At 28.2% G+C, this 26,072-nt stretch carries 25 protein-coding genes, 1 pseudogene and 1 riboswitch; of the genes and pseudogenes, 22 read left to right on the top strand and 4 right to left on the bottom strand.

The features are described from left to right. The first annotated feature begins 473 nt into the window (after positions 1–473). Entirely contained in the window at positions 474–1,532 is a 1,059-nt protein-coding gene (locus ABCM86_RS03170; protein ID WP_195931279.1) for an SH3 domain-containing protein, read from the top strand. A gap of 119 nt (positions 1,533–1,651) precedes the next feature. On the opposite strand, the gene ABCM86_RS03165 is transcribed toward ABCM86_RS03170, so the two are convergent. Continuing rightward, the gene (locus tag ABCM86_RS03165) at positions 1,652–2,878 is read right to left on the bottom strand and encodes an AraC family transcriptional regulator (protein ID WP_343003469.1); all 1,227 of its coding nucleotides are present in this window, start codon (positions 2,876–2,878) and stop codon (positions 1,652–1,654) included. Positions 2,879–3,182: 304 nt separating this feature from the next. Here ABCM86_RS03165 and ABCM86_RS03160 point away from each other — a divergent pair, with 304 nt between their 5' ends. Further along, positions 3,183–4,625 (top strand): glycoside-pentoside-hexuronide (GPH):cation symporter, encoded by a 1,443-nt coding sequence (locus ABCM86_RS03160; RefSeq protein ID WP_295778119.1) that lies wholly within the window; start codon positions 3,183–3,185, stop codon positions 4,623–4,625. A gap of 105 nt (positions 4,626–4,730) precedes the next feature. Next, positions 4,731–6,491: a glycoside hydrolase family 3 N-terminal domain-containing protein gene (locus ABCM86_RS03155; protein ID WP_295778115.1), complete on the top strand. Its 1,761-nt coding sequence runs from the start codon at positions 4,731–4,733 to the stop codon at positions 6,489–6,491. A 134-nt stretch (positions 6,492–6,625) separates the two neighbouring features. On the opposite strand, the gene ABCM86_RS03150 is transcribed toward ABCM86_RS03155, so the two are convergent. Then, the gene (locus ABCM86_RS03150; protein ID WP_195931275.1) at positions 6,626–6,877 is read right to left on the bottom strand and encodes a hypothetical protein; all 252 of its coding nucleotides are present in this window, start codon (positions 6,875–6,877) and stop codon (positions 6,626–6,628) included. Between the two features lie 84 nt (positions 6,878–6,961). Between ABCM86_RS03150 and ABCM86_RS03145 the strand changes: the two genes are divergently transcribed. The 7 genes from ABCM86_RS03145 to ABCM86_RS03115 all read left to right on the top strand — a co-directional run bounded on the left by ABCM86_RS03145 (position 6,962) and on the right by ABCM86_RS03115 (position 12,515). Next, positions 6,962–7,696 (top strand): YkgJ family cysteine cluster protein, encoded by a 735-nt coding sequence (locus ABCM86_RS03145; protein WP_343003468.1) that lies wholly within the window; start codon positions 6,962–6,964, stop codon positions 7,694–7,696. Positions 7,697–7,866: 170 nt separating this feature from the next. After that, complete coding sequence (locus ABCM86_RS03140) at positions 7,867–8,778, top strand: MBL fold metallo-hydrolase (RefSeq protein ID WP_295779281.1); 912 nt, start codon at positions 7,867–7,869, stop codon at positions 8,776–8,778. 52 nt (positions 8,779–8,830) lie between these two features. After that, positions 8,831–9,631, top strand: coding sequence for a GTP pyrophosphokinase family protein (locus tag ABCM86_RS03135; protein ID WP_195931135.1), 801 nt, complete (start codon positions 8,831–8,833; stop codon positions 9,629–9,631). A 126-nt stretch (positions 9,632–9,757) separates the two neighbouring features. Then, the gene (locus ABCM86_RS03130; protein WP_295677614.1) at positions 9,758–10,456 is read left to right on the top strand and encodes a metallophosphoesterase; all 699 of its coding nucleotides are present in this window, start codon (positions 9,758–9,760) and stop codon (positions 10,454–10,456) included. Between the two features lie 132 nt (positions 10,457–10,588). Further along, positions 10,589–11,263 (top strand): hypothetical protein, encoded by a 675-nt coding sequence (locus ABCM86_RS03125; protein WP_343003467.1) that lies wholly within the window; start codon positions 10,589–10,591, stop codon positions 11,261–11,263. Between the two features lie 175 nt (positions 11,264–11,438). Continuing rightward, the gene (locus ABCM86_RS03120) at positions 11,439–11,996 is read left to right on the top strand and encodes a hydrolase (RefSeq protein WP_195931132.1); all 558 of its coding nucleotides are present in this window, start codon (positions 11,439–11,441) and stop codon (positions 11,994–11,996) included. Between the two features lie 33 nt (positions 11,997–12,029). Continuing rightward, positions 12,030–12,515: a hypothetical protein gene (locus ABCM86_RS03115; RefSeq protein WP_195931131.1), complete on the top strand. Its 486-nt coding sequence runs from the start codon at positions 12,030–12,032 to the stop codon at positions 12,513–12,515. Positions 12,516–12,876: 361 nt separating this feature from the next. On the opposite strand, the gene fba is transcribed toward ABCM86_RS03115, so the two are convergent. Next, positions 12,877–13,740 carry a class II fructose-1,6-bisphosphate aldolase gene (gene fba, locus ABCM86_RS03110; RefSeq protein ID WP_195931130.1) on the bottom strand — a complete coding sequence of 288 codons (864 nt, stop codon included), beginning with the start codon at positions 13,738–13,740 and terminating at the stop codon, positions 12,877–12,879. Positions 13,741–13,969: 229 nt separating this feature from the next. Between fba and ABCM86_RS03105 the strand changes: the two genes are divergently transcribed. From ABCM86_RS03105 to ABCM86_RS03055, 11 genes and pseudogenes are all read left to right on the top strand, one after another. Next, positions 13,970–14,695 (top strand): pseudouridine synthase, encoded by a 726-nt coding sequence (locus ABCM86_RS03105; RefSeq protein WP_343003466.1) that lies wholly within the window; start codon positions 13,970–13,972, stop codon positions 14,693–14,695. A gap of 180 nt (positions 14,696–14,875) precedes the next feature. Continuing rightward, positions 14,876–16,237 (top strand): 23S rRNA (uracil(1939)-C(5))-methyltransferase RlmD, encoded by a 1,362-nt coding sequence (rlmD, locus tag ABCM86_RS03100; RefSeq protein WP_343003465.1) that lies wholly within the window; start codon positions 14,876–14,878, stop codon positions 16,235–16,237. 159 nt (positions 16,238–16,396) lie between these two features. Beyond that, complete coding sequence (locus ABCM86_RS03095) at positions 16,397–16,954, top strand: RNA polymerase sigma factor (protein ID WP_039905766.1); 558 nt, start codon at positions 16,397–16,399, stop codon at positions 16,952–16,954. Then, positions 16,951–17,637 carry a hypothetical protein gene (locus ABCM86_RS03090; RefSeq protein ID WP_343003464.1) on the top strand — a complete coding sequence of 229 codons (687 nt, stop codon included), beginning with the start codon at positions 16,951–16,953 and terminating at the stop codon, positions 17,635–17,637. Before ABCM86_RS03095 ends, ABCM86_RS03090 begins: the two co-directional genes overlap by 4 nt. A gap of 42 nt (positions 17,638–17,679) precedes the next feature. Next, positions 17,680–18,174, top strand: coding sequence for a hypothetical protein (locus tag ABCM86_RS03085; RefSeq protein WP_343003463.1), 495 nt, complete (start codon positions 17,680–17,682; stop codon positions 18,172–18,174). A gap of 334 nt (positions 18,175–18,508) precedes the next feature. Next, a complete protein-coding gene (locus ABCM86_RS03080; RefSeq protein ID WP_343003462.1) occupies positions 18,509–18,841 on the top strand; it encodes a DegV family protein in 333 nt (110 codons plus the stop codon). Between the two features lie 81 nt (positions 18,842–18,922). Beyond that, on the top strand, positions 18,923–19,717 hold the full coding sequence (locus ABCM86_RS03075; protein WP_055089174.1) for a hypothetical protein: 795 nt from the start codon (positions 18,923–18,925) through the stop codon (positions 19,715–19,717). A gap of 47 nt (positions 19,718–19,764) precedes the next feature. Further along, positions 19,765–20,670, top strand: a complete 906-nt coding sequence (locus ABCM86_RS03070) for a YafY family protein (RefSeq protein WP_343003461.1) — start codon at positions 19,765–19,767, stop codon at positions 20,668–20,670. Positions 20,671–20,784: 114 nt separating this feature from the next. Further along, positions 20,785–21,237, top strand: a complete 453-nt coding sequence (locus ABCM86_RS03065; RefSeq protein ID WP_343003460.1) for a GyrI-like domain-containing protein — start codon at positions 20,785–20,787, stop codon at positions 21,235–21,237. Positions 21,238–21,317: 80 nt separating this feature from the next. After that, positions 21,318–21,494: pseudogene (locus tag ABCM86_RS03060) on the top strand (TfoX/Sxy family protein); the annotation flags it as partial. A 121-nt stretch (positions 21,495–21,615) separates the two neighbouring features. After that, a riboswitch (purine riboswitch) is annotated at positions 21,616–21,712 on the top strand. A 60-nt stretch (positions 21,713–21,772) separates the two neighbouring features. Continuing rightward, positions 21,773–23,194 carry an MATE family efflux transporter gene (locus ABCM86_RS03055; RefSeq protein ID WP_343003459.1) on the top strand — a complete coding sequence of 474 codons (1,422 nt, stop codon included), beginning with the start codon at positions 21,773–21,775 and terminating at the stop codon, positions 23,192–23,194. A gap of 184 nt (positions 23,195–23,378) precedes the next feature. On the opposite strand, the gene ABCM86_RS03050 is transcribed toward ABCM86_RS03055, so the two are convergent. Next, the gene (locus ABCM86_RS03050) at positions 23,379–24,389 is read right to left on the bottom strand and encodes a LacI family DNA-binding transcriptional regulator (protein ID WP_343003458.1); all 1,011 of its coding nucleotides are present in this window, start codon (positions 24,387–24,389) and stop codon (positions 23,379–23,381) included. 241 nt (positions 24,390–24,630) lie between these two features. Between ABCM86_RS03050 and ABCM86_RS03045 the strand changes: the two genes are divergently transcribed. Beyond that, positions 24,631–26,052 carry a PTS transporter subunit EIIC gene (locus ABCM86_RS03045; protein WP_343003457.1) on the top strand — a complete coding sequence of 474 codons (1,422 nt, stop codon included), beginning with the start codon at positions 24,631–24,633 and terminating at the stop codon, positions 26,050–26,052. Positions 26,053–26,072 lie beyond the last annotated feature (20 nt).

Genomic DNA, 26,072 nt, shown 5'->3' with positions numbered 1-26,072 from the left:
AGCATATTTGAATTAGATGTTTAGTTGTAACTTTTTATAAAAAATAAGAGCTTTCATTTGGGGAATGAAAGCTCAATTAAATTGGGGGAGATTGAGTTAAATATTTAAATTACAATAGTATTATTGTTCAAATTTATGAATTATATACAAAAAATAAAAAATAAATTTTAACAAAAAAGTTACAAATTACAAAATAGTAAAGCCATTGCAATTACTAAGGTTTAATAGAAAAAAATTAGAAAAATTGCATTGAAAAAGTAACAAATATGTAACTTTTTTGCAAAAAAAGGTTTCAAAAGTTACGAAAATGTAATATAATATTTGTATTAAAAGGAATAAAAAAGAAAAACAATCAGAAAATAGAAATTGCTTAAACGAGTTTTAAGTACATTAAAATCAAGAATTATTTACAATAAAAAGTATTTACAATAAAGATTTTCGGAATAAAAAAGGATTTAGGGGGAAAATAATTTATGTTAAAGAAATTTGTTAAAACGTCGGTAATTGTAGGAGCAGTAGTAGCTGCGTTAGGAGTAACAACTCAAGTTGATGCGGCAAGTTGCGGAACAGTAACAGCTAGTTCACTATATGTTAGAAGTGGAGCTTCAACATCACATAACATTTTAGGAACAGTAACTAAAGGAAATTCAGTTGAAATAAAAGATACTCAAAATGGATGGCACAAAATAAACTACAAAGGCAATGACGGATGGGTTAGCGGAAAATATATTACATCAAGCTCAAGTAGTTCAACATCAGGATCAACTTCAACAGGAACTACACAAGCTTCAAAAACTGGAACAATAACAGCTACTTCATTAAACGTTAGAAGTGGAGCAGCTACAACATACAGTATATTAGGAACATTAAGCAACGGTAAAACAGTTACTATATATGAAGAAAGTAACGGATGGTATAAAATAAACTACAACGGTGGATACGGATGGGTAAGTAAAACATATGTATCAACTGGAACAACTTCAAGTGGTTCAACATCAACAGGAACTACTAATACAACAACGACTACTAAAACAGTTAGTCAAATAAAAAGTCAAATAGCTACTACATACGCTCAAGCTAAAGCTATGACAGGAAGAACTAACTTCTCACAACAATGTTCTTTATATGTTTATTCACAACTTAGGGCATTAAATATATATCAAACACCAGATACATACTGGAATGGTAGTCAATGGTATTCAAAATTAACAAATAACGGGAAAACTCGTACTGGATACACTCAAAAGAAATATGCAGGTGTAAACTGTCTTACAAACTTAGTAAATGCTAACGGTGGAAAAGACGTATACAACGTAGTAGTTACTTTCCCAAGAAGTTATAGATCGACAAGTACAGTAGGACATGTTTTATTCATACATGCTATAAAAGACGGAAAAGTATATTACTCTGATAACTATGCATACGCTGGACAACCAGAAGGTAGCACTATAGTTAAATCAATCAGTGAATTCACTAATTACTTCTCAAGTAACTATAGTGGAATAACTGGAGCAGTACACTTTGTAAAATAATAAAATATGAATATTCAAAGGATGTATAAATTTTTATACATCCTTTTATAATTTCCAACTTATTGCCTTAAGAAACGGAATCTCCGATTCGTTGACGATATGAACGAAGTGAATTTTATTTAACTAAATTTAGTTGCTCTATATTGTGTAGGAGAAACACCTACTATTTTTTTAAATAATTTAGAGAACCAACTTAAATCATTTATTCCTACGCTTTCTGATATTTCTTGTATACTTAAATCTGTTGTTGTTAGTAATGTTATTGCTTTTTCAATTCTCGTTTCTTGTATATGCTTTGTAATTGTTTTCCCAGTCTCCTTTTTAAACTGGTTAGATAAAAACGAAGGATTCTTATCTAATACTTCTGAAATACTTGATAAAGATAATTCCATATTTAAATTTAAATTTATATATTCTATTGCATTACGAACTGTGAGTGAATAATTTTGTAAATTAAAATTATTACTCAATAAGCAATAATTTTTTAAAATTTTATAAGGCAGTTTTTCTAAAGAAGATAGACTGACTTCGTTTTTTATTTGAACCTCAATTTTTTTATAAAGAAGATATACATGACTTCCGGGAATAGAGCTTTTTAATAAAGAAGACTCTAATCTGGAATTTAGCATGTATAAATTATGTTTTATTTGATCTATTGATTGTTCTTTAAAAAAGCCTGTAAGCTGTATATATAATTTTAAATATTCTTTAGCTTCATAAAATTTACCTAAAACGACACAACTTGAAATATGAGATAAATATTCCCTATACTTTTTATAATATTCACTATTAAATTCAGAATCATCCCTATTTACATAGTCGATTTTCTTTATTTTTTTCTCATCAAAATTAATATGAGCTATATGAGTATTATAATCTTTTATAAAAGCACTTAATATTGAATTTAATGTAGAGATAACTGTAACAGAATTAATTACAGGTAATGATTTATAATAAGTAAAAATTGTATCACGAAGATTCTCCTCAATATGATTTTCTTTCATTACACTTTCAATAAAATTTTCATTAAGTTGAGTCTCCAAAAATGGACCTATTAGCAATACATCATCAGAAATTTCTTCTGGTATTACCACAACTATAGATACAAATTTCATAGAACTTTTTATTACTTTTAAATTACCATCACCACTTCCATATAAGGTGTTAAGATCTTCGCCATCAAGAAAATTAGAATCAGGCCATATAATTTTTCTGAATTTAGGGTATGAATGATTATTAAACTGGTCACTTTCATTAAGTTTCATTGTTGATAAATTTAATGAGCTATTTAAGATAGAAATCATTAAATTATAGAATTCATTATAATTAAAAGTTGTTTTTAACATAGATGTCTCCTTATTTTATTTTATATTTAGTAAAATATACCTAAAAAATAGACAAATTCACCTGTAAATTATTATAACATATATCCAATATTTTCTTGTATAATTTTTAACAAGTGAGAAATAAATAGGGCTTTATATAAAAAAATATAATTATTATTAATAATAAAATGGGAAAAATTATGAAAAAGAAAACGTTTATCGAATGAAAAGTGATAATAAAGAAAACGTTTTAAAATCAAGTGTTAATTATATAACACATATCAGAAATTATAAAATATTTATATTAAAAAGGCGATTGTAACAAATGATAGCTAATAACACAGCAGAAAAAGTTAATCAGTATGAAGTAGAGCAACAAAGACCTTTTGGTTTAAGAGATAAGATTGCTTATTTATTTGGGGATTTTGGGAATGACTTTTCATTCTTATTTGTAAGTAGTTTCTTATTAGTATTTTGTACAAAAGTTTTAGGGATAAATGGTGGAGTAGTAGGGACTATATTCATGTTATCTAAATTCATAGATGCCTTTACAGACGTAGGTATGGGTAGAATAGTTGATACAGCAAAACCAACAAAAGCAGGGAAATATCGTCCATGGATCTTAAGAATGAGTTTCCCTATAGCAATATCTAATGCACTTATGTGGATGCACTTTATAAAAGATTGGAGTATGACAGCAAAAATAATTTATATAGCAGTAACTTATATAGTATGGGGAAGTTTCTGTTACACAGGAATCAATATACCTTATGGTTCAATGGCTTCAGTAATAAGTCCAGAAGCAAAAGATAGAGCTTCATTATCTACATTCCGTACTATGGGAGCTTTATGTGCAGGTTTAGCAATAAACATGATAGCACCAATGTTCTTATATGCAACTGACAAACTTGGTAACCAAGTAGTTATAGCAGAAAGATTTACAATAGTAGGTATAGTATTCTCAGTACTTGGATTAATATGTCACTTACTTTGCTATAGCTTAAGTACTGAGCGTGTAAAAGTTGATGTATCAAACAAACAAGAAAATGCACCAAAACAAAGTTTCTTTGGATTAATGAAAAGTTTAGTTCAAAATAAAGCATTAGTTTCTTTAATATTATCAACTACATTAGTATTAGTAGCTTCAACATTAACAACTGCATTACGTAGTTATTTATTTATAGATTATTTCAGAAATGCAAAAGCAATGATGCTTGCAACACTTATAAATACAGCTGCTATGGCAGGAAGTTCAATATTTGCTTCTAAATTAGCACAAAAATACGGTAAAAAAGAAGTTGGATGCGTTGGTTTAGCATTAGCAACTATAACATTAATAGCACTTTACTTTATGAGAGTTACAAACATAACAACATATTATGCATTAATGTTTGTAAATGGTATAGGATTCGGAATATATAGTATGTATTCTTGGGCTTACTTAACAGATGTTTGTGATTATCAAGAAATGAAAAATGGAAAAAGAGATGATGGTACAGTATATGCTATCTACTCATTCTTTAGAAAAGTTGGACAAGCATTAGCTACAGGTCTTGGGGGATTTGTATTAGCTTTAATCGGATATCAATCAGCAGCAACTGTACAAACTGCAGAAGTAATAAACAGAGTATATGATGTGAATATATTAATACCAGGACTTATATACTTAACAGTTTTACTAGTAATGTTATTTACATTCCCACTAAGCAAAAAAGTAGTAGATGAAGTAACAGTAGAATTAAAAGCTCGTCGTGAAAAAGCACAATAAATAAATTAAAAATTATAGTAAAAACAAACTCGCTCGAGTCGTGATTTTGGGCGAGTTTAAATAAAACTTGAAATATATTAGAAATGTACGAAGGATGGAAAGATAATGGTAAACTTAACAGCAAAACCGTATAACCTTGATGAGCAAGGTGTAAAATGGGTAAAAGATACTATTGCGAACATGACAATAGAAGAGAAAATCGGACAATTATTTATTAATATGGGAGCTAGTCGTGAAGAAGACTATTTAAAAAGTGTACTAGATAATTATCATATAGGTGGAGTTCGTTATAACCCAGCTATGTCAAATCAAGTATATGATCAAAATAAAATACTTCAAGAAAATAGTAAAATACCTCTACTAATAGCTGCAAATACAGAAGGTGGCGGAAACGGTGCATGTTTAGACGGAACTTATATAGCAGCAGGAATAAAAGTAGGTGCTGCTGATAATAAAGAGTATGCGTATGAACTAGGAAAAATTTCTGCAATAGAATCTGCTGCAATAGGATGTAACTGGAGTTTTGCACCAGTAGTAGACTTAATGATAAACTGGAGAAATCCAATAACAACAAATAGAGGATTCTCAAAAGATGCAGACAAAACTTTAGAATTCTCATTAGAATTTATGAGAGGTATGATGGAAAATGGAGTAGCACCAGCTGCTAAACACTTCCCTGGCGATGGTATAGATGAAAGAGATCAACATTTATCATTTGCTCCAAATACACTTTCACCAGAAGAATGGGATGAAACATTCGGAAAAGTATATGGAGGTTTAATTGACGCAGGACTTCCATCAATAATGGCAGGACATATAGCTTTACCAGAATATGTTCGTTACTTTAACCCAAATGCAACAAAAAAAGAATTATTAATGCCAGCAACATTAAATAAATATATATTAACTGATTTATTGAGAGGAAAAATGGGATTCAATGGTTTAGTTGTAACTGATGCGTCTCACATGGTAGCTATGACTTCAGCAATGAAACGTAGTGAAATGTTACCAACTGCTATAGCAGCAGGAAGTGATATGTTCTTATTCTTCAATGATCCAGAAGAAGATTTTGAATGGATGATGGAAGGATACAGAAAAGGTATAATAACTGATGAAAGATTAGAAGAAGCTTTAACTAGAATATTAGGAACAAAAGCTGCTTTAGGACTTCACAATAAACCAAAAACAGAAATACTTCAACCAAAAGCAGAAGCTATGGCTAAAATAGGTTTAGATAGTTATAAAGAAATAGCAAAAGAAATATCTGATAAATCAATAACATTAGTTAAAAATGAAGAAAATATATTCCCAATGAGTCCTGAAAAACATAAAAGAGTATTACTTGTAAATGTTAAAGGTATAGCTAATGGTATAGCTGACTTAATGGGTGGAGGAAAGAAAACTCCAATAGAAGAAATAAAAGAATTATTAGAGCAAGAAGGATTTGAAGTTGAGATATATGAATCTGCTATGGAAAAAATAATGAAACTTCCAAAAGAAGAAATTCTTATGAAGTTATTAGATGTTTATTCACAAAAACGTCCAATAGCAGAATTAACAGGAAAATATGATTTAATAATAAACGTAGCTAATGTAGGTGCAAATACTCATCAACGTATAGAGTGGACTATGGCAAAAGGAACACCAGATATGCCGTTTTATGTTCATGAAATACCAACAATATTTGTATCAGTATTATCACCATTCCATCTAGCTGATGTTCCTCAAGTTCAAACTTATATAAATACATATGACAGCAAAGACTACACATTAAAACTACTAGTAGAAAAAATGTTAGGTCGTTCTGAATTTACAGGGGTAAGTCCAGTAGATGCGTATTGTGGACTGTGTGACACAGTATTTTAATCTACGAAAATATAAATATAGTTTTTCATAATATCAAAGTCAAAAGAGCTGATATCAATAAGATTATTGAAATCAGCTCTTTTGCATTGTGTTTATTTTGTATTATAAAATGATTATTGTGTGATATTATGATACTATCTTTTTGGATTTATAAAAGATGCTCCTAAGTATTTTTTTATATCTTCATCAGGAGAAAAATCATCTATTAATATTTCTCTATCAGAATCTTCAAGTATTACTAAAACTTCGCAGTTTCCTTTTAAGAATGCTTTTCTTACTGTTTCTTCTTTTACTTCTCTTACTTTAGTAAATCCTTTTTTAGTTTTTTCAAAATCCTTAGTGAAATAACTTTCCATCATATTAATAATTTTAGTATATCTGTTCATATATATACCTCCTAATTTATATTCAAAAATATGTTATAATAAGTTTTTGTATTAACTAAATAATTATAACAAGAGGAGAAAATTATGGCTAGTATAAAAAGACAACAAATACTAGAAAGTATTGCGTTTTGTGAGAAAAATGGTTATTTTGAAAAATTAAATAAAATATACTCTACATTGCCAAAAGGAGAGTGCAGTGGTTGTGGAAATTGCTGTATGGAGTCTGTTGGTATTAATTTAATAGAGTTTTTAAATATATATAGATATTTAGCTGATAAAGATGAGCTTAGAGAGGCATCTATTGAGAGAATAGTCGATTATTATTTTATGGAATTGATGAAGAAAAATTCATGTCCATTTAGAGATGAAAATAATAGATGTTTAATATATGAAGTTAGACCGCTTAACTGTAGATTATTTGGTCATTGGAAAAAGGAAGAATATAATGCTAATTTAAGCAGAGTAATAGAACAAAATATGGACTATAAAGATAGTATGAAGAAAATATATGGTGTAGATATAAGTGATGAGGTTTTAAACTTCTCTATAAAATACTGTGATGTATTTAAGCCAGAAAAAGATTATTTATCTAAAAAAGATAGACTTAACTTTGAAGATGAAATAATGAATTTAGATGCTAGAATTTTAGGAAATAAATTAATAAATATACCATATAAAGATAGAGGAATAGTTGAATACTTTATAGAGAGTATGTTGTATTCTGAATTTGCATATAAAATTAAAATTAGAATAACAAAAGAAGAAAATATAAATGTAATAAATAAAATAAAAAGAATTTTACTTGCTAAACTGTATTAAAAAACAAGCTAAATAGAGTTATCATAAAAAAATAAAGTCTTACAAATATAAACTTAAATAAATAAATTATACAAATTATAAACTAAATAATTCATAAATAAGAAAAATATACATGGTATAATATATAAAGAGTTTAAGGATATTTGAATTTATACAAGGGGTGTACTTTTATGAAATTACAGAATGTGTTTGGAAATACATACTTTGTAAAAGGCGGCACGAATACAGGTGTGTATTTATTTGAAAATAATGAAGCATTATTAATTGACCCAGGTCTTAATGGACTAAGACCTAAAAATATGATTAAGATGTTTGAAAATGAAAAAATAATACCAAAATATATAATAAATACCCATGAACATGAAGACCATGTTGCTGCTTGTGGGCAAATAAAACATTCATATCCAAAAGTGGAGATTATTGCTTCAGAAAATGCTAAGATTTTTATAGAGAGACCGGAATTATTTTCAGATTTTATATTAGGTGGAAAACACAATAAGTTTTTGACAGCAAAACTTTTTCATAGAAATGTAGAAAAAATATACGTAGATACAATAGTAGATGAAGGTACTTTAAATAAAAATAATACAAATTTCGAAATTATAAATTTAAAAGGGCATACTCTAGCAAGTATCGGAATACTGACAAAAGATGGTGTTTTATTTGCTGGAGATTTATTAGTTGGCGAAGAAGTATTAAATAAATATGATTTTTTATTTTTACAAGACGTAGAAGAATACTTAAAATCATTAGATAAGATCCAATCTTTAGATTTTAATTATCTAGTATTAGCTCATGGAAGAAAAGTTTTAGATAAAGACAGCACTATGCTTTTAATAAACAAGCATAGACAAGCTATATACAAATATTTAAATCAAATAAAAGAAAACCTTAAAGTACCTATGAATATAGATGCTTTACTTAAAAAAATTATAAAAGAAAATGAATTAACCTATAATTACAAAGAATATTATTTTTTTAGAACTTCATTAGTAACTTGTATAAGCTATTTAGCTGATTTAGATGAAATTGATTATACACTAGAAGACTCTGATTTGCTTTATTATACAAAAATAAAATAAATTATGGTAAAATAATGGTGATTGTTAATTTATTTGACGAAAGGTGAATAATATGAATTACGAAAAGTGGGATGAAATATTAGCTCCTTATCAACATGCGGTTGAAGAACTTAAGGTAAAATTTAAAAATATAAGAAAAGAATTTTTGACTAAGGGTGAATATTCTCCTATTGAATTTGTTACTGGGAGAACAAAAAAGATTTCTTCTATAATATCTAAAGCTAATAGATTAGATACTAATGATATAGAAGGTGAAATAGAAGATATTGCTGGTATAAGAATAATGTGCCAGTTTGTTGAAGATATATATACAATTGTTGAATTAATAAAAAATAGAACAGATATGACTGTTATAAATGAAAAAGATTATATAACTAATTTTAAAGAAAGTGGATATAGAAGTTATCATTTAATAATAAAATATCCTATAAATTCAATTGCTGGTTCTAAGGAGATACATTGTGAAATCCAAATAAGAACTTTAGCTATGAATTTCTGGGCAACTATAGAACACTCTTTAAAATACAAGTACGAGCACTACATACCAGAAAATGTAGCATTGAGACTTAGAAAAGCGGCAGACGCAGCATTTTTATTAGATGAAGAAATGAGTGAAATTCGAGAAGACATAATGAAAGCTCAAGTCATGTATCAAGCTAAATCTGTAACCCTAAAAGATGTATTAAAGAAAATACAAGAATTATATAATTTAGGGGAAATTAGTAGCGCTTTAAAATACCAAAGACGACTTGATAAAATAGATAGTGAAAGAGATATAGATGAAATAGTTGCTCTAAAAGAAGAAATAGATTATATTTTAGAAGACTTTAAAACACACAGAATAGATAAATAATTTTACGCTGTCTTAAATTTTGAGGCAGCTTTTAAATTATCATGTATATAAAATAATAATATTTCAAAAATATTAATAGTAATTAGGTTATCGTAAAATAAGATATTTGCGAGAGGAGATGAATTTATGGGATTATATGCAATAGGTGACTTACATTTTTCAACGGAAAATCCTAAACCTATGAATATATTCGGTGATAATTGGGACAATCATGAGAAAAAGATAGCCGATAACTGGAATGAAACAGTAAAAGATGGTGATACGGTATTAGTTCTTGGAGATACTTCATGGGCTATGAATTTAAACGAGGCAAAGGCAGACTTAGATATAATTGAGTCACTTCCAGGTAAGAAGATTTTTATAAAAGGAAACCATGATTATTGGTGGTCATCTCTTTCAAAAATAAATGCTGCATATCAAAGCGAAGATATGAATTTTATCCAAAATGGATATTTTACATACGGTGATTATGCGATATGTGGAAGTAGAGGATGGCTTTGTCCTAATGAAGTAAAATTTGATAGTAATGATATGAAAATATATAAAAGAGAAGTATTGAGATTAGAAATGTCGATACAATCTGCAATACAAAATGGGTATACTGACTTAATTGTTATAACTCATTACCCACCTACAAATGACCAACTAGAAGAGTCGGAGTTTACAAAATTATATGAGAAATATAATGTAAAAAAAGTAATCTATGGTCATTTACATGGAAAGGACTCATTTTCAATGGGGCTTAAAGGCGTTAGAAACGGTATAGAATACGTTCTTGCATCAAGCGATTATCTTGATTTTAAATTAATTAAAGTGCTTGATTAAAAATATATTGAGAAAATATGTTTTTCTAACAAAGAATTTCTTATTTATTGATTAATATTTATAAAAAATGTAAATACTAAAAATACATTACAATGAGTATTTAGTTTGAGTGCGGAAAAGGAGATTGTGCTTATGAGATGGATATTAGTATTTATATTTTTTTATTTGATACCTTTAATAGTTTTATTTAAAAATTACAAGAAGTTTAGTCGAGCATGTATTTACGCATGTACATATGTAGTATTGGCAACAACAATAGTAATAAGCAACATGTATATTAGCGGAATAAAACAAATAGAAAACAGCGAAAACCATTCAATGGTAATGAACTACAGAGATATATACACATCTAACTTAGATGTAAACCATGTAGAAGAAGATTTATCTACAATAAAACAATACAAAAAAGACATTAGATCTATAGAAGATATTGCACTAAACCCAATAAAAGAATGTGTAGCTTATGCAACTGATATAAAAACATCTTTAAATGATATAGATAAAGTTAAAGACGATATAGAAAAAGCTAAATATATGTGTGATAGAGTAGTCGAAATATACGACGATATGGATACACCAGAATTATCACAACAAGAATACACAGAAGTATTAAATGAATGTACTGAATGCATGAAAGATGCTTATAAATTAAAATACAAAGCAGTAGAAGAAACATATAATGTCGTAAACGATAAAGATATAACTTCTATTTCAAATATACAAAAATATATAAAGCAATCAGATGAAAAAATAAATCAATATAAAAAGAAAATTAATGAACTAGAAGAATCAATTAAAAATGAATAAAATACAATCAAAAATAAGATAGAAATTAGAAAGTAAATACACTATTTCTATCTTATTTTTTTGTGCAGAAATAGTGATTATATGTTAAAATTGCAATAAGATATAGCTATACGTATCTTTTTGAATTATACTAGAGTATATGGTATAATGAATTCTTAAAAACAGGAGAAAGACTATGAAAAATTTAAATATATGTATTGATATTGATGGAACTATTACAAGTCCATATCATTATCTACCGTATCTAAATAGTATATATAAGAGGGATTTGACTGAAGAGGATTATACAACAGTATATTGGGCTGAGTTATATGGAGATACTTTTGAAGGTATGTTAGATAAACTTCATTCAAATTATTTAAATTCATATTCCGAAGCACATGTTGTTGAAGGAGCTAAAGAAGTTGTTGGTGAATTATATAAAGAAAACAATTTATTCTTTGTAACAGCAAGGAATTCCACTTTAGAAGAAATTACTATGGACTGGCTTAAAAAGCAAGAATTATCATATGTGCCTCTTTATTTACTTGGAACAGATAGGAAACTTAACAAAGCGAAAGAGCTAGAATGTGATATTTTTATAGAAGACCACCCAATGAACGCCTTACACTTGGCAGAGGGGGGAATAAAAGTAATATTAATTGATTGTAATTATAATAAAGATATAGATCATAAAAACATAATTAGAGTTTCTTCTTGGAAAGAAATTAAAAATGTTATTGATAAACTATAATTAAGTTGGCTTGCTGAGAGGAGGCGAAGTTTAATGATAGAATTAAAATTAAAAAATAGAAAAGGGAATTTTCATGTAAATAGTAAAGAGGTTAAAGATATTCTTGATGCACGCCAAGATATTGGTTATTTACAAGATATATCTAATTCAATAAATCAAGATAATATCATGGTGTTTGACTGTGAATTATCAGAGAGAGTATTTTCAAAAGAAGAAATACTAGAGGCTATTGAAGAACTAGGAGAATCAGTTGACGAATCATTTTTTGAAATAATATTTGATGATGTAAGACGTTTCTTAAAAGATACTACAGACGAGATAGAAGAGGAGCTTCAAGATATTTATTGTATGGACAATATAAAATGTTATTTTGAGGTTTATAATATAAACGAAGAATTTACTGATTTTAAATTTGTATTTTTAGTAAGTTTTGAAGATATTAAAATCGCCTCTTTAAAAAACCTTGCGAAAATTGTTTCTAAAAGACAATTAGTAGGTGCATCTAAATTCTATAGTTAAAGACATTTAAGTTAAATAAATAAAAATATTTTACGAATCTTCGGTTGTTATTGATTTTGTACTTGTACAAAATTATTATTAACCAAAGGTTCGTTTTTTTAATTTTAAGCAACGGATGAAGTAGTTGGCGCCATGAGCGAAGCGAATTTTAAGCAACGGACGAAGTAGTTGGCGCCATGAGCGAAGCGAATTTTAAGCAACGGACGAAGTCGTTGACGCCATGAGCGAAGCGAATTTTAAGCGACGAACGAAGTTGTTGGCACATAAACTAAGTACATTTTTATTTATACAAATAAGAAAAAGGATTGAAGAGATTATCTCCAATCCTTATATAATCGTTAATATTTTTAACTGTTTAGAATTAAGCTTGTCCTATAGAACCGAATAATTCCATTTTTTCTTTAACACAAGCTTTGATAGCTTCAAAACCTGGAGCTAATACTTTACGAGGATCATAACCTTTACCTTGTTGGTCTTTACCTTCTTCGATGTATTTACGAGTTGCTTCAGCAAATACTAATTGGCATTCAGTATTAACATTTATTTTAGCAACACCTAAAGATATAGCTTCTTTTATCATTTCATCAGGTATACCACTACCACCATGTAATACTAATGGCATGTCACCAGTAGCTTCATTGATTTTTCCTAAAACTTCGAAGTTTAATCCAGCCCAATTTTCTGGATATTTACCGTGTATATTACCTATACCAGCAGCTAAGAAGTCTATTCCTAAATCAGCTATTCTCTTACATTCAGCAGGGTCAGCAACTTCACCAGCACCTACAACACCGTCTTCTTCTCCACCTATAGAACCAACTTCTGCTTCAACAGATATTCCTTTAGAGTGAGCTAGGGCAACTATTTCTTTAGTTTTTTCTATATTTTCTTCTATTCCATAGTGAGAACCATCGAACATTACTGAAGAGAATCCAGCAGCTATAGTTTCTTTTGCACCTTCAAAAGAACCGTGGTCTAAGTGAAGAGCAACTGGAACAGTTATGTTTAATTCTTCTAACATACCTTCAACCATTCCAACTATAGTTTTATATCCACACATATATTTTCCTGCACCTTCAGATACACCTAATATAACTGGTGAATTATTTTCTTGTGCAGTTAATAATATAGCTTTTGTCCATTCTAAGTTGTTTATATTAAATTGACCTACTGCATATTTTCCTTTTTTTGCTTTTACTAACATTTCTTTAGCAGAAACTAACATCTTATACCTCCATAAATTCAAAAATAGTTAAAAATTTACAAGACTTACCCATCAATAATATTATATACTTAAAAGGTGAAAACGTATAGACATAAATTGATAAAATTTTAATAACAAATAGATACTAGATATACATATAATATACGTTTTTGAGGTGAAATTATCAAAAAAGCTATACTTAATAAAGATTAAATAGATATATTATATACAAAATGAAGGAGGAAAAGCATTGTCTAAGAAACAAAGAATTGATAAAGTACTGTCTAATTTAGGCTATGGAAGTAGAAGTGAATTAAAGAAAATTTGTAAAAATGGGTTAGTAAAAGTAAATGGAAAAGTTATAAATAATCCAGGAGTACAAGTAGATGTGGAAAATGATGAAATAATATTTGATGGTGAAAAAGTAACATATAAAGAATTTATATATTTAATGTTAAATAAACCAGATGGATATATTTCTGCAACATTTGATAAAAGGGACCCAATAGTACTAGATTTAATTGATAAAGAAGATTTAGTATTTGAACCATTCCCAGTTGGAAGATTAGATAAAGATACGGAAGGACTTTTAGTTTTAACAAATGATGGTCAGTTAGCTCATAGAGTGTTATCACCTAAAAAACACGTACCAAAAACTTATTATGCAAAAATTGAAGGTGTTGTAACAGAAGAAGATATCAAAGCCTTTGCTAAAGGAGTTACTTTAGATGATGGATACGAAACTATGCCAGCAGAGCTTGTAATACTGAAAAGTGACGAAATTTCAGAAATAGAGCTTACTATTCATGAAGGTAAATTCCATCAAGTAAAAAGAATGTTCGAAAGTGTAGATAAAAAAGTAATATACTTAAAGAGATTATCTATGGGTAAACTACAACTAGACGAAAATTTAGCACTTGGAGAATATCGTGAACTAACTGATGAAGAGATAAAAATGATAGAAGAAAGAGACTAAATTTAATCTTAAATTCAAATATAGCAAATTTACATAATAAAGGTTTTGATATAAAGGCAAAAATCTAATATAATTAGTAAGTATGATTTAAAAAGGCAATAATTATATAGATTAATAAAGACTATATATTCAAAATAAATGTTTATATTGAAAATTAAGATATTGACGGAGGATAATTTAGTGAAAAGAAGAGAAATTATTGAATTTGAGGTAGGCAAAATGGAGTTTGGTGGAACTTCTTCTACTATAATAGGAAAAAGAAATGTTCAAATGAAGGGCGGAATAACTGGTCAAAAAGTAAAAGCATCAGTAAAAAAAGCTAATAGCCAAAAAGCAGAGGTTAAATTATTAGAAGTACTAGAAAAATCTCCACTAGAAACAGAACAAGCATGTAAACACTTTGGACAATGTGGAGGATGTACAATATTATCACTTCCATATGAAAAACAATTAGAAATTAAAAAACAACAAATACTAGACTTATTTGAAAGTCATGATATAAAAGGATTTGAGTTCTTAGGAATAGAATCAAGTCCAAACAATACTTGCTACAGAAATAAAATGGAGTTCACTTTCGGAAACGAAATGAAAGATGGACCATTAACTATAGGTATGCACAAAAAAGGTAGACATATAGATATAGTTACTGTTGATGGATGTATGTTAATAGACCAAGATTTCATAAAAATATTAACAGCTACAGAAGAATTCTTCAGAGCGGAAGGGCTACCATACTACAGAGGAAACGACCACAAAGGATACTTAAGACACTTAGTTGTTAGAAAAGGTATCAAAACTAATGAAATGATGGTTATGATAGTAACAAGTACTCAATTAGATTACGATATGGATAAGTACAAAGATATGTTACTAGGATTAGATTTAGATGCGGATTTAGCAAGTGTACTACACTGCTTAAACGACAACTTAGCAGATGCGGTTAAATGTGATGAACTTAGAGTTTTACACGGAAGAGATCATATATACGAAGAATTATTAGGTCTTAGATTTAAAATATCTCCATTCTCATTCTTCCAAACTAACACATTAGGAGCTGAGAAATTATACTCTATGGCTAGAGAGTTTGTTGGAGACTATAAAGACAAAGTTCTTTACGATTTATACAGTGGAACAGGAACTATAGGACAAGTTTTATCTCAAAAAGCTAGAAAAGTTTACGGAATAGAAATAGTAGAAGAGGCAGTTGAAGCTGCAAACGAAAATGCTAAATTAAACGGATTAACTCACTGCGAATTTATAGCAGGTGACGTTGCTAAAACAGTAAACAGCTTAAAAGAAAGACCTGACATCATAATAGTTGACCCACCAAGACCAGGTATACACAAAGATGCTGTTAGAGATATATCTAAATTTAATGCAGAAGAAATAATCTATATATCATGTAACCCAAAAACTTTAGTAGTTGATTTACAAGGATTTGAAAGTTACGGATATGAAGTTAAAAAAGTTAGATGTATGGATATGTTCCCAAATACACCACACTGCGAAACTGTAGTATTATTACAAAGAAAAGACAAATAGGAATACTTTATAGAACATAGGGATGCTTGAAATAAGTGTCCCTATTTTTTTGAATAAATTTATTGTATATTAAATTTAAAAAAATATAATTAAAATTTAAATATAAACTGTGACCAACATAATTTTTTGTTGTCTTATTATATGAAAGGAGGAAAAAACTTGGAAGACCATAATATTGTAGATCTATATTGGTTTAGAGATGAAAATGCTATATCTGAGACTGATAAAAAGTATGGGAGTTATTGTAACACAATAGCAAACAATATTCTGTACAACCTTGAAGATTCAAAAGAATGCGTAAATGATACATATTTAAAAACATGGAATTCAATTCCACCGACAAGACCGAAAATTTTAAAAGCATTTCTAGGTAAAATTACAAGAAATTTAGCTTTAAATATTTATAAAAGCAAGAATTGTCAAAAACGCAAGGGAGAAGTGCCACTAGTTCTGGATGAATTAAAAGAATGTATACCTAGTCAAAATGATATTGATACAGAAATGGAAGAAAAATATCTAACAAAATATATAAATGAATTTTTAAAATCTTTGCCAAGGGAAAAAAGGATAATAATAGTTCAGCGATATTGGTATTTATATTCTATAAAAGATATTGCTGAAAAAAATAATTTAAGCCAAAGCAATGTGAAAATGACATTATCAAGGTTTAGAACAAAATTGAAAGAGTTTTTAGAAGAAAGAGGTCAATATATATGATTGATGAAAATAAATTTCTGGATGCATTTGGAGATATAGATGACGAGTTTTTACTTGAGGAGTATGATAACTGTAATAAGTCAAAAAAAATTATAAGGTTTGAAAAATACTTGAACAAAGCACAGAATATAGCACAAAAAAATCATAAAAAATTTATAAGTATTGCTTCAGTTTCAATAATTGCTATAGCTATAGGTGCAGTATTTTTCAATCAAAAAACAAATACTCTAGATAATATAGTATTAAAAGAAGATGGAAATGAATTTATGAATGATGAAAATAATAAAGTATCAGGTTCTGATTCAAAAAAAGATCTATTAAAGGAAGTAAGTTCAATCAAAAAAATGGAATCAGATTTAGGACTTACTGTTCCGGTTTTAGATAAAGAAGTTGATAAGTATTTTGTTATTGGAGAAAAAAATAGAGGTAAACAAGGACGAATAATATACAAAGATGGTACTGAATTTGATATAGCAAAAGGGGATAAAGATATAATAGGAATTCCTGGTGGAAAATTTTTGAAAACAGAAACAATCCAAGGAGTAAATATTTCATACTACAGCGGGGATAGTATAAATTACGCAATTTGGAGCAATAAAGGATATTCTTATTCATACCAAAATATATATGGAAAAATAGACAAAGCAGAACTTAATAAATTGATTAAATTAACAAATAATTAATTGATAGTGATAAACAAAAAAGTAGAATTTAGGAGGTAAAATATGAACAATAAAATAAAAATATTAGGATTAAGTGCATTTATAGCAACAGGTATGGTTCCACTTGGGGCTACACAAATATTTGCTAATGAAATAAACCCAACTCAAGTTGAAGAACGAAATTTAGATATATATGAAGATTACGATATAGATGAAAATGAAGAAATAGACGATAGTGAAATAATACCAATAAATGATTATGTTGAAGATTATCAATCAGATAATAATCAAGAAAGTCAAGATAATTCAGAAGATATAGATGAAAATGAAGACGAAGGTGTAGACGATAGTCAAACAACACCGATAAAGGATTATGCTGAAGGTTACCAGCCAGATAATAATCAGGAACAGAAAGATAATCAAGAAGATGAATTATTAATAGGGCAACCAAAAAGTAATGATACTCCAAAAACTTCTGACGCAGGGGTTGTAGGATATATAGGAGTTATCATAGCATCTATAGGTGGTTTATTTGCAGTAATTAGAAAAATGATATAAGTTAAATTTAGATTACCTATGTTCAAAGTTGATTTAAATAAATTATAAAAATATTTGACTGTTACATATTAAAATTTGTAACGGTCTTTTTTTATAAAAAAAATATTTTAATAAAACAATAAAATATAGTATAATACATTATTTTTCTGTAAATATTAGACAATGCATAGTTTTAAATATATGAAAATAAATTGAGTTAGTTTTGTAAAAAATGAGAAAATAGGAAACACTATGTTAAAATAGACAGATTAGGTATAAAAATATTACCTATGCCATTTTATATTGGTGGAGAGTGTTATTATGAGAGGAAAAATATAAAGAGAAAGTTTATGTTGTGGATCATGGGAGAATATCAACACCACTACATCAATCAATATTATATGCATTAGAAATGATAGAAGAAGGGCTTTCAGCTAATGAAATTAAATTGAAATTAGAACAAGCTAAACAAAAAATGGCGATTTTTATAGCTGTAGATGATTTAAAATATTTAAGACGTGGCGGAAGAATATCATCAGGTGCTGCTGATGAAACAACGCAAAGATGGGTGCAAGATATTAAAGAAGCATTTCCGGGACATGAAGTAATGTGTGATTATTTATCATTTGGAGTTACTTGCCATACAGGATCTGGGGCATTGGGTATTGGATTTTCATGCAGACCGTAAAATTTTATTAATTGTTATGATAAAACAGGAGTGCTAGAATTACATTATCAGATTAAATTTCAAAATATATTGGGGGTATATATGGAAAATAATTTAGATAGATTTTGGGTGAGTTTTAAACAATGGTATTTATACGAATTACCACAAAATAATTTAATAAAAGAGCAATTTATTAGTTATGATGAACATGATGATGCAAAACCTTATTTAGATATAGATTTTAATCATTATTATAAATTAAACTTTGGTGTAGAATACGATGGAATTTTAGAAAAGGATGAAACAATTACAGTTAAATCATTAAAGATGCTAACGGAGTTAACATATTCAGAATTTATAAAGGATAGGTATGCTTTCACAGTAGATGTAAATAAAAGATTGGTGAAATTTAATATTCCATTGAAGCTTAGAAATGGAGTGCTTATTTCAGTAGGGCATAAAAGTTCAAATGAAATAAAATATATTTATAATTATGAGCAGCTTGAAAGAAAAATCAATTATTCAGAGGAATTAATTATAAGTGATGAGTTATTAGATAAAAAGACAGCACTAGATTATATCACGGATTCATTACAATATATAGTTTCTATAAATGATGGTGATGGTGTAAAAATGAAAAACCAAGAGGTAGCTTTACAAGTGGGAGAAACTAAAGAAAGCAAGCTTTATACTGTAATACATAATGAGTTAGAAGAAATAAATAAAATAATAAATGAGTATTTTGATATTAGACATAATGAATATTTAAATAAAGCAAAACAGAAGAGGGAAGTTTTAAATGATAAAGATTTTATTGAGTATTTATATAATCGTATATATTCATTATTATTTTTATTAAGAATAAAGTGTAATAAAGAGGAATCAAGCGAAATTTAATAGATTATTACATAATAGTTTTTTATTTAAATAGGGGAAAGTAATAAATGAAGATTAATAGATTATTTGAAATAATATATATTTTGATTGAAAAAGAAAGTATAACAGCAAAGGAATTGGCAGAAAAATTTGAGGTATCAACGAGAACAATTTATAGAGATGTAGAAATTTTATCTTCGGTCGGAATACCGATTTATATGACAAAGGGAAGAGGTGGGGGGATCTCACTTTTACCGAATTATATATTAGATAAAACTGTGTTAACAGATAAGGAAAGAGAAAATATATTATCCTCTTTAAGGGCTGTTCAAACAGTAGATATCGCTGATTCAAACTCAAAACAAGAATTAATTCAAAAATTTAGTAGTTTATTTGGAAACTCATATATAGATTGGATAGAAGTCGATTTTTCATCTTGGCATGACTATAAAGATCAATCAAATATTTTTCAAATTATAAAATCGGCAATATTTAATAAAAAAAAGATAAAATTTGAGTATTCAAACTCAAAGGGAGAACAAACTTATAGAAAGGTTGAACCTTTAAAACTTTGTTCAAAAGGAGGTTCATGGTATTTATATGGATATTGTGATAAAAGATATGATTATAGATTTTTTAAATTAATGAGAATTAAGGATTTAACAATACTAAACGAGGATACAATACATATTGCACCTCCTAAAATACTAACTACTGAAAATACATTTAAGCAAAAATGTATACATATCAAATTACATATACAGAAAGAAATGGCCTATAGAGTATATGATGAGTTTGACAATTTTACAAAAATGGAAGATGGAAGTTTTATATCGGAAATAGATATACCAGAAAGTGAATGGACGCTTTATTATATTTCTACTTTTGGACCATACTGCGAAATACTCGAACCGAATGAATTAAAAGAAAAATTTAAAGATCATTTAGAAAAAACATTAAGTATATATAAATAATAAATTTGAAAAAAATTATAAATATATGACACATAGTTGTCATATTTATCTTAGTATAATTATCTCACAATATAGATTAAGGTCTTAAAAAAAATTATGCTAGGAGGTATTTATATGGAATATGAAATAGTAAATTTAAAACAAAAAACACTTGTAGGTCTAAGTGCAAGAACATCAAATGATTCTCTTAATATGGGAAATGTTATAGGTGGTTTATGGGGAAACTTTTATACAGGTGGAATACATGAACAAATTAAAAATAGAGTTAATGAATTTGCAATAGGACTTTACTCTGATTATACAGAAGATAAAAAAGTATATTGTATTACTGTTGGAAATGAAGTTTCAAATGTAGATGAGAATAATAAAGATTTAGATGTTAAAATAATTCCTGCTGGAAAATACGCTAAATTTTCTATCTGTGGAAATATGGTTACAGCTGTTGCAGAAGCTTGGCAACAAATATGGGACATGGATTTAGATAGAAGCTTTACTGGAGACTTTGAAGAATATAAAAATTCAGAAGTAGAAAATGCAGAAATAGATATTTATGTAGCCTTAAAGTAATTAAGTAGTAATTATATATGCGCATTTATTATCCTAATAACTTTAATTATTTGATAAATATAGAAAGTTGGGGTGGGATTATGGCATCAAGGAAAGAATATTTACAATTTATTTTAGGACAATTAAGTGATTTAGAAGAAATTACATATAGATCTATGATGGGAGAATTTATTATATATTATCGTGGAAAGATTGTTGGTGGTATTTATGATGATAGATTATTAGTAAAACCAGTAAAATCAGCAATTTCTTATATGAGGACTCCTTCTTATGAATTGCCAGTTCCAAAAGTCAGAAAAAAGAAATAAAATAAATGAATAAAGTTATTAAAATTCAAATTAACTGTTGTAAATATAAACGTAGTATGTTATATTGTTGTGACAAATAAAATATGATACTTATATAAATTCATGATTGGATGAATGTTTCTACAAACTACCGTAATAGTTTTGCTATAAGTTTTTGAAAAAAACGGCAAAACTATTACGGTAGTTTTTTATTTTTTGAAAATATAAAGATAGGAGGAATTATAAAATTGGTAAATGAAAACAAAATTTTAGAAGAAGAAAAAATTTCGAAACTTTTATTAAAATTCTCTGTTCCATGCATAATGGGACTTTTAATTAGTGCATTTTACAATATAGTCGATCAAATTTTTATCGGAAATAGTACACTTGGCTATTTAGGAAATGCAGCTACGGGAGTTTCATTCCCAGTAATCTGTATTGCAAATGCTTTTGCGTGGTGCGTTGGAGATGGTGCAGCATCTTATCTAAGTATATGTGCAGGAAGAAAAGATACGGATAGTGCACACAAATCTGTTGGAACAGGAATAACTGTTACATTACTAATTAGTATTGTACTTATGCTTATATGTGAGATTGCAGCAGTACCGCTTATGAATCTTTTTGGTGCATCAGACCAAACTTTAGGACTTTCAGTAACTTATTTCCGTATTGTAGCAGCATTTTTCCCGTTTTATTTATTATTAAATGTAATGAATAGTATGATTCGTGCAGATGGAAGTCCTGCATTTGCCATGAAAGCAATGGTAATGGGAGCTATTATAAATATCATTTTAGACCCAATTTTCATTTTTTTACTTAAATGGGGAATTGCAGGTGCAGCATGGGCTACTGCTATTGGTCAAGTAGTATCTTTTGCAATGTGTGCAGTTTATTTCTTTAAGCCAAAAAGTTTTAAATTAAAGAAAAGTAGTTTTATACCTAATATAACGATTTTATCTAAAATGATTAATCTAGGAGCAGCAACTTTTATAACACAGATTTCAATTGTGGCAGTAACATTAGTTAGTAATATGACACTAGCACGTTATGGTGCATTATCAAAATATGGTCCGGATATTCCGATTTCTGTGTTTAGTATCCAAACAAAAGTGTATACAATTGTTTTAAGTATTGTAACAGGTATTGTACTTGGAGGACAGCCGATTTTTGGATATAATTATGGAGCAAAAAGGATGGATCGTGTACGTGAAGCATACAAAATAGTTCTTCGTACCACTTTAATTACTGGTATAACTGCAACAATTATTTTCCAATTATGGCCGAAAGTAGTGGTTGGAATTTTTGGTTCAGGAAACGGACTATATCAAGAATTTGCAGTAAAAACGTTTAGAATTTATCTGTCGCTTATGACGGTTACTTGTCTGGTTAAGATGACAGCAGTATTCTTCCAATCTATTGGGAAATCTAAGTATGCAGTTATGGCATCTGTTATACGTGATATAGTTTGTTTCACACCATTAGCAATAATATTACCTTCTGTTTTAGAAGGAGCAGAGGTTGGAACAGGAATTAATGGAATTTTATATGCAGCACCGATTTCGGATTTAGTTGCTATTGTTGTGATTCTTATACTAACAATTTCGTTCTTCCACAAATTAAATAAGGAAAAAGAAGTGGAAGTGGAAAAACAGGAAAAATTAGTTGTATAAGCATCTTATTAGTAGATGATTATACTGATTATAGGAACATAAAATATTTTTATAGTTATCAATCTATATTTTAAAGGGTTATAAAATATAGATTGATAACAAAATATGACTTAAGCATAACAGAAAAAATGTTATGCTTTTTTTGTCTTATTAGAGGGATGTAACCTCTTTTTATATTTAAATTTTAAACAGAATTCCTTTCTATCAACTGTATAGAAACTTCTGTTTTTGAATAAAATGGGCTAGCCTCGTTTATATTGTCTATAAGTCTTTTTACTGATAATTTTGCCATATGTTGACGGGGAATGTTAATTGTAGTTAATCCAGGATCAATAACTGATGATTCTGATATATTATCAAATCCAACGATAGCTATATCATCGGGAACTGTATAATTACGAGCCTTTAGGGCCTGTATAGCGCCTATAGCAATTAAATCATTATCAGCAAAATAACATTTAGCTAAGGGCTTACCAGAATCAATAATTTCTAGCATATCAGAATAAGCTGCATCTATAGATGGAGATAAGGAATGTATTATACTAAGCGATGGAGATAAACCATTATCTCTTAATGCTTGTGTAAATCCATCATTCCTTTCTTTAAAATTTCTTAAAGGATAAGAAGATTTTAAGTGTCCAGGCTGTGATTGTATTTTTCTTATTAAATGGGTTGTTGCAATATAAGCACCTTGTCGATTATTAATCAATACATAATTACAATTAAGTGATTCAAAATATGAATCTAGAATTACTATTGGTATATGCAATGTTAAAATTTTTTCTGTAGCTGACTTTTCAAGTTCTGTTCCAAGAACAATAAGTCCTAAACAATCAGAAACTCTCAACTCATCAATAACTATTTGTAAATTCTCTATTTTATCATAATGGTGTATAAAGTTTACTTTGTATCCTTGATTAGAACATTCATCCTGTATACCTTCCATTAATTCATTAAAAATAGGTGAATAAGAGGTAATAACATTTCCTGAACGATACCATAAAACATAGATGGAACCAGATTTATTTTTCCTAGATGTTAATTTAGAAAAATCATATCCATATTTTTCAGCTGCATCAATAATTCGATTTTTTGTTTTTGTACTAACTCCAGGTTTATTATTTAATGCCATGGATACAGCAGTGGCACTAATATTTAATTTTTTTGCAAGTTCTTTGGCTGTTATATTAGGCATAGTATGTCTCCTTTAAAATATATTTATTATAAAAATAAAGTAAATATATAGATAAAAATAAAGTGAAAATTTATACTTATTACTAATTATTATAACGAATAAATAGTAAATAATAACAAAAAATATAAAATAAAGCAAAAATAAAGTAAAAATTACTTTATTTTAAATTGAAATAAAGTAATTGCGATGATACTATTACAGTAAATAATTAATAAAAAATGAAAGGTAGGAATCTAAAGGTATGGCAGACAAAGATTATAGTAAATTGGCTAGAGATATTGTTAAATGTGTTGGGGGAACTGATAATATAGACAGTTTAAAACACTGTATGACAAGATTACGTTTTTCTTTAAAAGATACTTCAAAGGCTGATAGAGAACGTGTAAAAAATTTAAAAGGTGTAATCTCATTAGTAGAGAGTGGAGGACAATTCCAAGTAGTTATAGGAACACATGTATCACAAGTATATAAAGCAGTATTAGATATAACTGGGAATTTAGGCAATAAAGAAGGTAAAATAAAAGAAAATAATACTGGACAAAATGATAAAAAAAATATTGGGACGATACTAATTGATACAATAACAGGTATTTTTACACCAGTACTTACAGCATTAGCAGCATCAGGGATGTTAAAAGGTATTTTAATTGTGCTTTCAACAATTGGAGTTATGTCGGATACTAGTGGCACTTATCGTATACTTTATGCAACTGCAAATGGAACATTCGTATTTCTTCCTATATTTTTAGCATTTACATCAGCAGAAAAGTTTAACGCTAATAAATTTATTTCAATTTCTATAGCAGCAGCACTATTGTATCCAGATTTAGCAACAGCTTATCAAAATGGTGAAGCTCTTTCTTTCTTAAGTATTCCAGTAACATTAATTAGTTATCAGTCAACAGTATTACCAATTATAGTGGCAGTATATGCACAATCTAAAATTGAACATGTTATGAAAACGATTTTACCAAATGCTGTTAGAGATTTATTCTATCCATTAATTTCATTATTAGTTGTTGTTCCTTCAACAGTATTAGTTATTGGACCACTTACAGATATAATTGGTACATCAGTAGCTAATGCTACATCAGCAGCTATTGCAATAGCACCAATTCCAGTAGGATTTATATTCTGTGCATTATGGCCACTTACAATAATGTTTGGTATTCATTGGGGATTTATACCGATAGGAATGAACCAATTTGCATTAACAGGTAGGGAAACATTAATTTCACTAACGGGACCACTTAATTTTGCACAAGCAGGTGCTACATTAGGTGTATTTTTAAAAACAAAAGATACTGGATTAAAGGATATATCAGGACAAGCATTTATTGCAGCATTTTTAGCAGGAGTTACAGAGCCAGCTATGTATGGAGTAACATTAAAGTACAAGAAACCATTCAAATTTGTTATGTTTTTTAGTGGAGTAGCTGGTGCAATAATGGCAGCTGCCGGGTGTGGTTCAATATCAGCAGGTGTAAGCTTAAGTATACTTACTTGGGGAGGATATATAGGTAAAGGCTTCTCAGCGTTTGTAATAGGATCTTTAATAGCATTCTTTGGCCCACTTGTTTGTACATACTTATTTGGATTTAACGATAAAATGATTCAAGAAAATAATGATTTCGAGGATGAAATGATTGAAGAAGTCAACTAGACTAAATATATATAAGAATG

Origin of the sequence: Clostridium sp. 2218st1_F5_2218SCRN_220325 (assembly GCF_039062665.1) — a bacterium.
GTDB lineage: Bacteria > Bacillota > Clostridia > Peptostreptococcales > Peptostreptococcaceae > Intestinibacter.
Note: the sequence above shows the minus strand (reverse complement) of the source record. Positions and strands in the feature narration are given on the sequence as shown.

Bases quoted from the DNA above. Each gene is read 5' to 3' on its own strand.
- ABCM86_RS03125 (WP_343003467.1), top strand. From the start codon at position 10,589: ATGAGATGGATATTAGTATTTATATTTTTTTATTTGATACCTTTAATA.
- ABCM86_RS03145 (WP_343003468.1), top strand. From the start codon at position 6,962: ATGGCTAGTATAAAAAGACAACAAATACTAGAAAGTATTGCGTTTTGT.
- ABCM86_RS03135 (WP_195931135.1), top strand. From the start codon at position 8,831: ATGAATTACGAAAAGTGGGATGAAATATTAGCTCCTTATCAACATGCG.
- ABCM86_RS03160 (WP_295778119.1), top strand. From the start codon at position 3,183: ATGATAGCTAATAACACAGCAGAAAAAGTTAATCAGTATGAAGTAGAG.
- ABCM86_RS03155 (WP_295778115.1), top strand. From the start codon at position 4,731: ATGGTAAACTTAACAGCAAAACCGTATAACCTTGATGAGCAAGGTGTA.
- ABCM86_RS03070 (WP_343003461.1), top strand. From the start codon at position 19,765: ATGAAGATTAATAGATTATTTGAAATAATATATATTTTGATTGAAAAA.
- ABCM86_RS03075 (WP_055089174.1), top strand. From the start codon at position 18,923: ATGGAAAATAATTTAGATAGATTTTGGGTGAGTTTTAAACAATGGTAT.
- ABCM86_RS03150 (WP_195931275.1), bottom strand. From the start codon at position 6,877: ATGAACAGATATACTAAAATTATTAATATGATGGAAAGTTATTTCACT.
- ABCM86_RS03090 (WP_343003464.1), top strand. From the start codon at position 16,951: ATGATTGATGAAAATAAATTTCTGGATGCATTTGGAGATATAGATGAC.
- ABCM86_RS03120 (WP_195931132.1), top strand. From the start codon at position 11,439: ATGAAAAATTTAAATATATGTATTGATATTGATGGAACTATTACAAGT.
- fba (WP_195931130.1), bottom strand. From the start codon at position 13,740: ATGTTAGTTTCTGCTAAAGAAATGTTAGTAAAAGCAAAAAAAGGAAAA.
- ABCM86_RS03050 (WP_343003458.1), bottom strand. From the start codon at position 24,389: ATGCCTAATATAACAGCCAAAGAACTTGCAAAAAAATTAAATATTAGT.
- ABCM86_RS03115 (WP_195931131.1), top strand. From the start codon at position 12,030: ATGATAGAATTAAAATTAAAAAATAGAAAAGGGAATTTTCATGTAAAT.
- ABCM86_RS03130 (WP_295677614.1), top strand. From the start codon at position 9,758: ATGGGATTATATGCAATAGGTGACTTACATTTTTCAACGGAAAATCCT.
- ABCM86_RS03140 (WP_295779281.1), top strand. From the start codon at position 7,867: ATGAAATTACAGAATGTGTTTGGAAATACATACTTTGTAAAAGGCGGC.
- ABCM86_RS03065 (WP_343003460.1), top strand. From the start codon at position 20,785: ATGGAATATGAAATAGTAAATTTAAAACAAAAAACACTTGTAGGTCTA.
- ABCM86_RS03170 (WP_195931279.1), top strand. From the start codon at position 474: ATGTTAAAGAAATTTGTTAAAACGTCGGTAATTGTAGGAGCAGTAGTA.
- ABCM86_RS03165 (WP_343003469.1), bottom strand. From the start codon at position 2,878: ATGTTAAAAACAACTTTTAATTATAATGAATTCTATAATTTAATGATT.
- ABCM86_RS03045 (WP_343003457.1), top strand. From the start codon at position 24,631: ATGGCAGACAAAGATTATAGTAAATTGGCTAGAGATATTGTTAAATGT.
- ABCM86_RS03085 (WP_343003463.1), top strand. From the start codon at position 17,680: ATGAACAATAAAATAAAAATATTAGGATTAAGTGCATTTATAGCAACA.